This window comes from Acidiphilium sp. (assembly GCF_049977125.1).
Classification (GTDB): domain Bacteria; phylum Pseudomonadota; class Alphaproteobacteria; order Acetobacterales; family Acetobacteraceae; genus Acidiphilium.
Genome location: NZ_JBMFGY010000123.1, coordinates 1 through 8,836, shown reverse-complemented (window position 1 = coordinate 8,836; position 8,836 = coordinate 1). Strand labels below are relative to the sequence as shown.

Annotated in this window: 10 protein-coding genes; all 10 read left to right on the top strand. The window is 55.7% G+C overall.

Annotation, left to right across the window (positions count from 1 at the left end):
- Positions 1–103: 103 nt before the first annotated feature.
- The 10 genes from ACP5E6_RS14475 to ACP5E6_RS14430 all read left to right on the top strand — a co-directional run bounded on the left by ACP5E6_RS14475 (position 104) and on the right by ACP5E6_RS14430 (position 8,807).
- The gene (locus tag ACP5E6_RS14475; protein ID WP_427955064.1) at positions 104–2,029 is read left to right on the top strand and encodes a methyl-accepting chemotaxis protein; all 1,926 of its coding nucleotides are present in this window, start codon (positions 104–106) and stop codon (positions 2,027–2,029) included.
- Positions 2,030–2,356, top strand: a complete 327-nt coding sequence (locus tag ACP5E6_RS14470) for an STAS domain-containing protein (RefSeq protein ID WP_427955062.1) — start codon at positions 2,030–2,032, stop codon at positions 2,354–2,356.
- Complete coding sequence (locus ACP5E6_RS14465) at positions 2,353–2,718, top strand: response regulator (protein ID WP_427955060.1); 366 nt, start codon at positions 2,353–2,355, stop codon at positions 2,716–2,718. Before ACP5E6_RS14470 ends, ACP5E6_RS14465 begins: the two co-directional genes overlap by 4 nt.
- Before the next feature lie 62 nt (positions 2,719–2,780).
- The gene (locus ACP5E6_RS14460) at positions 2,781–5,033 is read left to right on the top strand and encodes a chemotaxis protein CheA (protein WP_427955058.1); all 2,253 of its coding nucleotides are present in this window, start codon (positions 2,781–2,783) and stop codon (positions 5,031–5,033) included.
- A gap of 3 nt (positions 5,034–5,036) precedes the next feature.
- Positions 5,037–5,501 (top strand): chemotaxis protein CheW, encoded by a 465-nt coding sequence (locus ACP5E6_RS14455; protein ID WP_427955056.1) that lies wholly within the window; start codon positions 5,037–5,039, stop codon positions 5,499–5,501.
- Complete coding sequence (locus ACP5E6_RS14450) at positions 5,498–6,394, top strand: CheR family methyltransferase (protein WP_427955054.1); 897 nt, start codon at positions 5,498–5,500, stop codon at positions 6,392–6,394. Before ACP5E6_RS14455 ends, ACP5E6_RS14450 begins: the two co-directional genes overlap by 4 nt.
- Positions 6,391–7,446: a protein-glutamate methylesterase/protein-glutamine glutaminase gene (locus ACP5E6_RS14445; protein WP_427955052.1), complete on the top strand. Its 1,056-nt coding sequence runs from the start codon at positions 6,391–6,393 to the stop codon at positions 7,444–7,446. The genes ACP5E6_RS14450 and ACP5E6_RS14445 overlap by 4 nt, the downstream gene beginning before the upstream one ends.
- Positions 7,446–7,841 (top strand): response regulator, encoded by a 396-nt coding sequence (locus ACP5E6_RS14440; RefSeq protein ID WP_427955050.1) that lies wholly within the window; start codon positions 7,446–7,448, stop codon positions 7,839–7,841. The genes ACP5E6_RS14445 and ACP5E6_RS14440 overlap by 1 nt, the downstream gene beginning before the upstream one ends.
- Positions 7,838–8,416, top strand: a complete 579-nt coding sequence (locus ACP5E6_RS14435) for a chemotaxis protein CheD (protein WP_427955049.1) — start codon at positions 7,838–7,840, stop codon at positions 8,414–8,416. Before ACP5E6_RS14440 ends, ACP5E6_RS14435 begins: the two co-directional genes overlap by 4 nt.
- 1 nt (position 8,417) lies before the next feature.
- Positions 8,418–8,807 (top strand): hypothetical protein, encoded by a 390-nt coding sequence (locus ACP5E6_RS14430; protein ID WP_427955047.1) that lies wholly within the window; start codon positions 8,418–8,420, stop codon positions 8,805–8,807.
- The last annotated feature ends 29 nt before the right edge of the window (positions 8,808–8,836 follow it).

Genomic DNA, 8,836 nt, shown 5'->3' with positions numbered 1-8,836 from the left:
CGACTGATCGGCGACGTCTTAACCCGATGCTAATCAACACGCATTAGAAGCCGAAGTCACGGTGCATTCGGGCATCGTTGCCCGAACGGACAAAGGTAACCTCATGAAACACGTGCCCATCCTTCTAAAATTTCTGGTCGTGATGGCGGCATTCGGGGTGTTCACGATCGGCGTCACACTATTTGTTACTGAAGGGGTCAATCGGATCGGTGTGTCATACAATCATCTGATCAGGGGTGAAACTAAGGCGGCGCTCATGATCGCGCGGGGCAACCGGGCAATTATTTCGGCGCAGGCGGATATTGCCAATCTCCTGATCTCGACCTCTGCAAGCCGGAATGCGCGTATCGCAGCCGAAATTACCCACTCCATGGCATTGTATTCCACCTTGATGACCACGGCGGCACGACTTGACCCGCACCGCGTCAAAATCGTGATGGCCCTGCGGGATCGGGGCCACGCCATCATCGCCGATGCGTGCGCGCAATCTATCCGGCAGGGTTCGACAAATACATCGCCGCAGTTAATACTGGCAGCACAGGCCAACTATCTCGCGACGTGTGCACCGAAATTCCGGCCGTTCATCTTGGCTTCCGAGGCGGTCGCGAGATCCATTTCAGCCGGTGCCGACGCGAAAGCAGTGGCCTTGGCTAGAGCGACACATAAGATGATCGTCACAACGTTTATCCTGATCCTCGGTGGCCTCGCGTTGACGCTCTTGGCCGGCTTTCTCGGCTTTCGGATCTGGGTCGTAACACCGATCCGCGCGATGCTTGATGTTATGTCCCGGCTCACTGGTGGTGAGACCGATGTCATGATAGCGGGCACGCTCCGACGCGACGAAATTGGCGACATTGCTCGCGCAGTCCAAATATTCAAGGATACGGGGATCGAAAAGCGCCGTCTCGAAACGGCAGCAGAAGATCAGCGCAAAGTGGCTGATGCTGAACGATTGCGCAATGAGGCAGATCGCACGCGCGCCGCGGCGGAATTGGCGCGGGTCGTCGATGGCGTTGGTACGGGATTGGAAAAGCTCGCGACTGGAAATTTCACATTCCGCCTCGTTGAACCATTTGACGCCGATTACGAGGTCATACGATCCAATTTCAACGTCGCCATGGCGACGTTGCAGGAAACAATGAAAATTGTTGCTGCCAATGCAGCGGCGATTAGAGCAGGCACCGGTGAAATCGCGGCTGCCTCTGATGATCTCTCACGCCGGACCGAGCAGCAGGCTGCGAGCCTCGAAGAAACCGCAGCAGCTCTCGACCAGATCACCGCCACCGTACGTAAGACCGCCGAAGGCGCGTCTCATGCCAAGGAGTCCGTCAGTACAGTGAAGGTAGACGCTGAACTCAGCGGAACCATTGTGCGCGAGGCTGTGGCGGCGATGGGCAGCATTGAAGACTCGTCGCGGAAAATTGGTAACATCATTGGCGTTATTAATGAAATCGCATTTCAGACAAATTTGCTCGCGTTAAACGCTGGCGTTGAAGCGGCTCGTGCCGGTGATGCCGGACGGGGTTTTGCAGTTGTCGCATCGGAGGTACGGGCGCTGGCACAGCGCGCCGCTGATGCCGCCAAGGAAATCAGATCCCTAATCTCCACGTCTGCTCAGCAAGTCGTTACCGGTGTCGATCTGGTTGGTCAGACGGGCAACGCCCTGGAGCGGATTTTGCGCCATATCGGTGAAATCAACGTGATTGTGATCGACATTGCAGCCTCTGCACAGGAACAGGCGACCGGCCTGAATCAAGTAAATGTCGCGGTAAACCAGATGGATCAGGTTACCCAGCAGAACGCGGCGATGGTTGAACAGGCAACGGCTGCAACCCACAGCCTCACTCAGGAGACCAAGGATCTTCTTGCGGTGATCCAACGATTTCAAATCAATGAAGAGATAAATCCAGCTATTCAGTCCGTCGCGTTCCGCAACAAGGGTTCTGTTGCTGGGCACGGTTCTTCAAAGGTCAGGCCAATGCGAAAACTCGAAGTGGCTAACGGTGCAGATCGTTGGGAGGAATTCTGATTGGGAACGAAAGCGATGGGTAGAAAATCAAAGCCACCGTCCGAGGCCGAGCGGATCGTATTGAATGCGGTGCTCGATCTTAAGGCGGCAACGCCCCTGACGGAGCAAATGCTTGAACGTCGGGGCTCTGACGTCGAGGTCGACAGTGGCAGGGTTCAGCGCCTTGGCGGCCAATGTCTACAGGTTCTCCTGGCTGCCCGCGCTACGTGGAAAGCCGATGGAAAGCGCTTTCTAGTCATAAATATTCCTCCGATGATTGTGGAAACGTTGATTTTACTTGGGGTTAGTACAGAAGATTTGACCTCTCTGCCGGAGACAATGGCATGAAACAAACTATTCTGACCGTCGATGATTCACGCACAATGCGCGATATGTTGAAAATTTCTCTGGTCCATGCCGGGTTCCGGGTTGTCCAGGCAGAGGATGGCATCCACGGTCTGGAAATTCTCCGTGATGAGACGCCAGATGTCATCATAACTGACATCAATATGCCGCGAATGGATGGATTTGGTTTTATCGAGGCGATCCGCCGCGACGCCTCGTGGCGCTCAACACCGGTACTGGTGTTGACCACTGAAGTTGACGGCGAAAAAAAATCTAGGGCGAAGGCTGCAGGTGCAACCGGCTGGATCGTGAAGCCGTTCGATCCAGCCAAGCTGGTTGATGCGATTCGTCGAGTTTCGGCTTAAGCCAATGGGTGGGCGCATGTCTTTCTTTCTCGTTCTTGCTCAATAATCCGGAGACCACACCGATGGACCCGATGGCGGCCATTCGAGATACATTTTTTCAGGAATGTGAGGAGCAGCTTGCCGAGCTTGAGGCCGGACTAATGGCGATGGAGCAAGGTGGCGGCGACGCCGAGACCGTGAATGCCGTCTTTCGGGCGGTGCACTCGATCAAAGGCGGTGCCGGCGCATTCGCACTCGACGATTTGGTAAGATTTGCCCATGTGTTTGAGACCTCTCTTGATCTTGTGCGGTCGGGCCGAATGGCGGCCTCGCCGATCGCATTGAAATTGATGCTGCGGGCCACTGATACCTTGGCCGACCTTGTTCGGGTCGCGCGCGACGGAGGCAGTGCCGATGATCACCAAATCCAAGCCCTGGCGCAGGAGTTGCGCGAACTGAATGGCTCGTCAGGGTCACAGAAAGCGGAAGCCCCGTCGGAGCCGAGCGCCGGTCGTCCGACAGCAGAATCAATGCCCGGCGATGACGACGGCATGGGGGACTTTGTCTTCACCCCAGTTGCGATCGATGACGACGTTGCCATTGCGGCTGATGTTCCGCCTAAATCGGAGCGGGTATTGATCATTAATTTAAAACCCCATGCTGCACTATACGCCAAAGCCAATGAAACCGCGTTTCTGCTGCGTGAACTCGCACGGCTTGGGCGGATCGAGGTGACGATCGATACCTCATTACTGCCAGATCTCGCGGAACTCGATCCTGAAGGCGCCTATTTAGGGTGGACGGTTCGGCTTCACGGGGAGTGTAGCGAGGCAGCTATCCGTGACGTTTTTGAGTTCGTCGAGGACGATTGTGATTTGTCAGTGATTGCGGATCAAGCTGGATCCGCTGTCGCCGCGGACGCTTCGCCCGGGGACTTCGACATCATGGAACTAATTCGCAAAGCTCAGGCGACCGAGGTCAACGACGCCGCTCCTGCGTCATCACCAACGACGTCGTCGGCCACACCAATTGCTACAACAACGGCGGATGGTGCCGGTTCCAGATCTGACGTCTCACCTGGTTTGGGAGCGACCATCAGGGTTGACCTGGATCGGGTGGATCGACTGATCGACTTGGTAGGGGAACTTGTTATCAACGGTTCGATGTTGTCGCAGCGCGTATCCGAAGCGGGGTTGGTTCGCGCCTCAGGTGTAAGCACCGCACTCGATGAGCTCGAACAGCTCACGCGTGAAATTCAGGACAGCGTCATGGCGATCCGCGCACAGCCGGTGCGTTCGGTGTTTCAGCGCATGCCTCGTCTGGTGCGCGAAGTTGCCTCATTGACTGGAAAGCAGGTGCGGCTGTTGACCGAGGGCGAAGGCACCGAGGTCGACAAAACTGTCATCGAACGGATCGCCGATCCACTTACGCATATGATTCGTAATGCGATCGATCACGGATTGGAGCTTCCGGCGCAACGTGTAGCTAACGGCAAACCGGCGGAAGGTGTGGTTAAACTCTCGGCCTTGCATCGCTCCGGTCGAATTGTGATCGAGGTCGCCGATGATGGTGCTGGGATCAATCGCGAGCGGGTCCGCGCTAAGGCGATCGAAAACGGCGTGATTGGGCCTGATGCCCAGCTGACGGATGAAGAGACCGACAATCTCATTTTCCTGCCCGGATTCTCGACCGCCAATGCGGTATCGGACATCTCCGGCCGTGGTGTCGGCATGGATGTGGTGCGACGGTCCGTTCAAGCGTTGGGCGGGCGCATCTCGATTGTATCCCGTCCGGGTGCGGGGTCGACCTTTGTGCTTAGTCTGCCGCTGACGCTCGCAGTCCTCGATGGCATGGTGGTGATGGTAGCTGGACACACGCTGATCGTGCCACTGAGTGCGATGATCGAATCGCTACAGCCGCGCTCAGCCAACATGCACACGCTCGGTCGCGACGTACGTGTAATTACTCTACGTGGTGGCTGTATTCCGATGATCGATGTCGGGCAAGTGCTTGGGTATCGGGTTGAATCGGCTGAAGCGGAAAAAGGTGTCGCTCTTCTGGTCGAGGGTGAGGGAGGGGCACAAGCTGTCCTCCTGGTCGATGCGATTTTGGGTCAGCGGCAGGTCGTGATCAAAAGCCTCGAAGCCAATTATCAGACCATCCCCGGCATTGCGGCGGCCACGGTGATGGGGGATGGGCGCGTTGCCTTGATCCTTGATGTTGATGCGATTGTATCGGTCACGCGCAGTGATCCGATCCGCTCCGACCCGTTAAAGCCCGATACCGTTGGACTCGAGCTGTTGCGTCCGGAATCAAATCTTTTAGCGGTGGACTGAATCATGGCCGAAAAACCCGAAAGTTTCTCGAAAATGCGTGAATTGATCGCCTTTAGGGTGGGTGAGCAGGAGTTTTGTGTTAATATAATGACGGTACGGGAAATCAGGGGATGGACTGCCGCAACGGTGTTGCCGCAGGCACCACCGTTCTTGCGCGGCGTGATCAATCTGCGCGGTGCCGTGTTGCCGATTGTCGATTTCGCCGTAAGGCTTGGGCTGCCGAGTTCAGAGCCAACTGCACGGCATGTCATTATCGTCGCTCAAATCGCGCATCGTCAGATTGGCCTTTTGGTCGAGGCAGTTTCCGATATTTTGACGATGGATGACAGCGCCATCCAGGCAACACCGGACGTTGCATCCGAATTGGTCAAAACCTTTGTGCGGGGGATTTTACTAGTCGATGGCAGAATGATCAGCCTGATCTCGCTCGATCATATCCTGCCGGTCGATCAATTGGAGGCGGCATGAGCGCGCTCGCCGTCTCAGCACGATCGCGTGCCACACTTGTCGAGGGCGGTGAGTTCCGCCTGACGTTAGAGGATTTTCGTAGCATTGCTACCATCATGCATGCTGATGCCGGAATTTCGTTGCCAGAGAACAAGGCGACGCTGGTTTATTCGCGGTTGGCCAAGCGGTTACGTGCATTGGGACTTCCGGATTTCTCCGCCTATTGCAAATTAGTTTCCGGACCTGACGGTGCCAATGAGCGTCATGAAATGCTCGCGGCATTGACAACGAACGTCACGCGGTTTTTCCGTGAACCTCATCATTTTGATCATCTCAAAACCATCATCCTGCCGCCGCTTATCAAACAGGCGCGTCAGGGTGGGCGTGTCCGCATTTGGTCCTCGGCTTGCTCGAGCGGCCAGGAGCCTTATTCGATTGGTCTAACCATCCTGTCGTTGATGCCCGACGCAGCAAAATACGACATCAAAGTTCTGGCGACCGATATCGACCCGAATATGGTCGCGGCGGCGAAGGCTGGGCTTTATGACAAGGAGGCGCTGACGCCGATTCCAGCAGATATGCGGCAGCGCTGGTTCGAGCCGGCACAGAACGGTTCAGGTCGGTCTCGTGCCCATAATGATTTGCGCGCCTTGATCGAATGCCGAAAACTCAATCTGATCGGTGATTGGCCGATGCGGGGCAAATTCCAGGCTATTTTCTGTCGCAACGTCGTCATCTACTTCGATCTGCCGACGCAGGAAAAAATCTGGACGCGTATGGTCCCGCTGCTTGAGCTTGAAGGCGCTCTGTACCTTGGGCACTCGGAACGTGTCAGCGGGCCTGCAGAACGTGCGTTGCGAAGCGATGGTATCACAACCTATCGGCGCTTTACGCCGAACTGTGCTCTCGCATGACGGTCAGGGTTCTCGTCGTCGATGACTCCGCTACGATGCGCGGCTTGATTATCGCCTCGCTGCGGCGCGATCCTCAGATTAAGGTGGTTGGTCAGGCGGCCGATCCCCTAGAAGCGCGCCAAGCGATTAAGATGCTTAATCCGGACGTGATTACGCTCGATATCGAAATGCCGAATATGAACGGTCTTGATTTCCTGGACAAAATCATGCGCCTCCGGCCGACGCCGGTAATCATGGTGTCAACGCTGACGCATGAAGGTGCCGAAGCCAATCTCAAGGCTTTGGAACTTGGCGCATTTGATTGTGTCGGTAAGCCCGGTGTTGGAGGATCAGCCGATTTCGACCAACTTGCCGAAAAAATCAAGGCGGCTGGAAAGTCCCGATCGTCGATGAGATCAATCACCAGGACGTCAATAACGCAGGCGGCTGCGAGTCGCAATTTCTCACCGGACGGACGCGTGCTCGCGATCGGCTCTTCAACAGGCGGGGTGGAAGCGTTGATTACGATTCTGACCCAGTTTCCACCGAATTGTCCACCAACGGTCATTGCGCAGCACATGCCGGAGACGTTTACCAAAAGTTTTGCAGATCGGCTCAATCGGCTCTGTGCGCCAACCGTGGCAGAAGCGAGCGACGGGGCGCCCATTGTACCTGGGCGTATTTACGTTGCCCCCGGCAGTGCCCACCTGGAAGTCGTCGGCACAAGCAAGCTCATCTGTCGTCTCAGCCATGCCGATCGCGTCAATGGCCATCGTCCATCGGTTGATGTTCTGTTCGGCTCGGTCGCGCGGGTCTGTGGGCCGCGGTCGATCGGCCTTATTCTGACTGGTATGGGACGTGATGGGGCCGAGGGACTACTGCTTATGCGTCGAGCGGGCGCTACTACCTTCGGTCAGGACGAGACGAGCAGCGTGGTTTACGGCATGCCGAGAGTCGCTTTCGAGATTGGTGCGGTTGCCTGCCAACTACCGCTGGCCGGGCTCGCAGACCAAATTTTGAGTGAAGCGAACCTTCAATCCAAGGCCAACCCCCTTCAAAGAGAACATGTGTAATGCCCATCGCCAAAGAACTGACAATTCTGGTGGTTGATGACCAGCAAACCATACGTAGTCTTGCCCGACTTGGTCTTGAGCAACTAGGTATTGGCGAAATCTTGGATGCGGTTGATGGTGAGCAGGCGCTCAAGGTCATTCTGACGCGCAAACAGCCGGTGCATCTTGTGATTTCTGACTACAACATGCCCAATCTAAATGGCTTGAGCTTGCTGCGCGCAGTGCGGGCGCATCCACCGATCAGCAAGATCGGCTTTATCATGTTAACGGGCCGGGCCGATAAGGAGATGGTCATGACGGCTGTGCAGCACGGGGTGAACAATTATCTCGTTAAACCTTTTACGGTGGATACGTTGAAGGAAAAAATCGAAGCGGTTCTTGGTCCGCTCCGATGATCGACCAAGCGCAAGATGCTGTTTGTCGTGATCGACGGATTAACATCGTTCAGGGTGAACAGTATGTTGATACTGATCCGTACGTGTGCCTCACGACAATTCTAGGGTCTTGCATTGCCGCATGCCTCTGGGATCCGGTGGCCGCTGTCGGTGGGATGAATCATTTCCTCTTGCCCGGTGACCGTATGGCACACAATGGGATCGCTCCTGCCGGTAATGCGATGCGGTACGGCGTTTATTCGATGGAGTTGCTGGTTAATGGATTGCTTCGTCGCGGCGCTCAGCGGTCTCGGCTACGTGCCAAATTATTCGGCGGTGCCTGTATGATGCGTGGATTAACCGATGTCGGTGATCTGAATGCGAGCTTCACTGAACGTTTCTTGCGTGATGAAGGCATTGCAGTCGTCGGCGGTAGCCTGCGGGGCGAGCGTGGTCGCCGCATTCAGTTTTGGCCGGTCTCTGGCCGGGCCCGACAGACGTTGCTGGGGCAGGATCAGAGCCCGGTTTTTCGGACGGAACGACAGAACGCGAACTCTTTGGTTGGCGCGACATCAGGATCCTTGGAGTTGTTTTGAAATGAGTGGCGATTCAACGGCTCAGTATCAGAGTGAAGCCATTTCGAGTGTGACGCGGCCTCTCGCCGAATTATTTGGCGCCCTCGAAATCGAACTGAGTGAACTGTCGGTACTTTCTCTTGGTATTCAGTCCGTCTTGGGATCGGCATTGGCGCAAAATGACCACGACCCATCGGCACACCAAGTTGCCCAGTCGCTCGATCTCATAACTCAACGACTTGACGGACTTTGCGGCTTTTTGGCAAAACTGAATCCGCAAGTACCTGACACGTGGCATCTCGATTTTGGTACGGCTACCGACGGTGTAACACTTTCTGATCTTGCTCGACGCTTGCAAGGCCTGCCTGCGGATTACCACCCTAGCCATGCCGGCTCGTTCGAGCTTTTTTGAGATTAGCATTACAGTTGCATTTTTTAGTT